The sequence below is a fragment of the Amaricoccus sp. genome (assembly GCF_036846665.1).
GTDB lineage: Bacteria > Pseudomonadota > Alphaproteobacteria > Rhodobacterales > Rhodobacteraceae > Amaricoccus.
This window is the reverse complement of sequence record NZ_DAIUBO010000383.1, coordinates 1-2175: the sequence shown is the minus strand read 5'-3', so window position 1 is coordinate 2175 and position 2175 is coordinate 1. Positions and strand designations below refer to the sequence as shown.

Sequence of the window (2175 nt, the reverse complement as noted above, 5' to 3'; positions counted from 1 at the left end):
AGCGGGTCCTCGCGCCGCGCCGGTGCAGCTTGCCGGCCATGTTCATCAGGCAGCCCAGATCGCCCGCGAGCAGCAGATCCGCCCCGGTGCCCTCGATCGCCTCGGCCTTCTCGGTGACGATGGCGTTCGAGATGTCGGAGTATTTCACGCAGAAGGTGCCGCCGAAGCCGCAGCAGACGTCGTTGCCGGGCAGGCCGCGCATCTCGAGTCCCTCGACACGGGCGAGCAGAGCGCGGGGCTGGGCGGCGACGCCCAGCTCGCGCAGCCCCGAGCAGCTGTCGTGATAGGTGGCGGAGGCGGCAAGCCGCCTGCCGCTCGGCGTATAGCCCAGGACATCGACCAGGAAGCTGGTGATCTCGTGGGTCTTGGCCGCGAAGGCCTTGGCGCGGGCGGCCCAGTCCGGGTCGCCCGCCAGGAGTTCCGGCCAACCATGCACCATCGTCGCCGCGCAGGACCCCGAGGGCAGGACGACATGGTCGAACCCCTCGAAGGCCGCGATGGTCTGGCGAGCCAGCCGCGCGGTGTCGCGGTCGTCGCCGCTGTTGAAGGCCGGCTGACCGCAGCAGGTCTGCGCCTCCGGCACCTCGACCCGGCACCCGGCCTCCTCCAGGAGCTGGATCGCGGCGAAGCCGATCTGCGGCCGGATGGCATCGACGAGGCAGGTCACGAAAAGACCGACCGTGGGTTGTGGTTGTCCGGACATGGTTTCCTCAGTTCGTTGCCAGGGCCGCAGCATGGCCGCGGTTGCGCGACATGACCAGCAGCACGACGGCGACCCAGATCGCGGCGGCGGCCCACCACACGAGGTTGCCGGTCAGCAGCGCGAATCCGATCAGCCCGCCCTGGATGCAATAATAGGCCATCGGGATCAGGGTCTTGCGGATCAGTTCGCCCTCGCGGTCGGTCAGCCCGACCGTGGCCGAGGCGGCGACGACATTGTGCACGCAGATCATGTTGCCCGCAGCCCCGCCGATGGCCTGCAGCGCCACCACGGTGCCCGCGCCCGCCGCGCCCAGCCCGATGCTCGTGGCGGTCGAGAACTGGAACAGCGAGAACATCATGTTGCTGATGGTGTTCGATCCGGCGACGAAGGCCCCCATCGCGCCGATCCATGGCGCGAACATCGGCCAGGCCTGTCCCACGGCCGAGGAGACGCCCTCGGCCAGGACGATGGGCATGCTGGCCAGCGTGTCGGAGGCCGAGTTCAGGAAGACCTGCACCATCGGCACCGCCAGAAGCAGGGCGGGCGCGGCGGCCATCATGGTGGAGCCCGAGGATCGCAGCGCCTTGCCGTAGTCGCTCGCCTTCATGCCGTGGTAGAAATAGGTGAAGAGCGAGGCGAGGATCAGCACCGTTCCCGGCAGATAGAGCAGCTGCACGCGCGCGTTGATGCCCGAGCCGAACAGGTCGTCGAGCGCGATGGTCACCGCGGGCGAGACCAGGAAGCCCTTGATCGGCGCGATGGTGCGGGTCAGGACCAGCAGGATCACCACCACGACATAGGGGGCCCAGGCCTTCAGGAGCGGCATCAGCGGCTTGTTGGCGTTGTGGTCCTCGAGATCGTCGAGCTTGCCGACCCAGGCCTCGTCCCACTGGTTGCGCGGCGGGAAGTCGAAGGTCTCCTTCGGGATCAGGAAGCCGCGCTTGGCCGCCGGCACCACGATCAGGAGCCCGATGATCCCGCCCAAGAGCGAGGGGAATTCCGGCCCGAGCGTCGCGGCGATGATCCAGTAGGGCACGGTGAAGGCGAGCCCGGCGAAGAGCGCGAACTTCCAGATGCGGAAACCCTCCACGAAGGAGCGGTTGGTGCCGAAGAAGCGCGTCAGCATGCCCACGAGGATCAGCGGGATCAGGAAGCCCACCAGCCCGTGGATCATCGCGACCTTGGCGGCGATCTGCATCAGGTAGTCGTGGAACGCCATCGGCGCGATGGCCTGCTCGACCAGCGGCTGGTCGACGAGGCCGGTGCGCACGCCCACGAGGATCGGCGTGCCGACCGCGCCGAAGGACACCGGCGTGCTCTGGATGATCAGCGACACCATGACCGCGGCCATCGCCGGGAAGCCAACGGCCACGAGCAGCGGCGCGGCGATGGCGGCCGGCGTGCCGAAGCCCGAGGCGCCCTCGATCAGCGAGCCGAAGAGCCAGGCGATGATGATCGCCTGCCCCCGCCGG

At 68.8% G+C, this 2175-nt stretch carries 2 protein-coding genes; both read right to left on the bottom strand.

Annotated elements, in window-relative coordinates; all coding sequences use genetic code 11:
• On the bottom strand, positions 1-703 hold a 703-nt coding region (locus V7050_RS20580; RefSeq protein WP_324411225.1), incomplete at its 3' end, for a (Fe-S)-binding protein.
• Positions 704-710: 7 nt separating this feature from the next.
• Positions 711-2175, bottom strand: a 1465-nt coding sequence (locus V7050_RS20575) for an L-lactate permease (RefSeq protein WP_324411223.1), incomplete at its 5' end; no start/stop codon positions are given.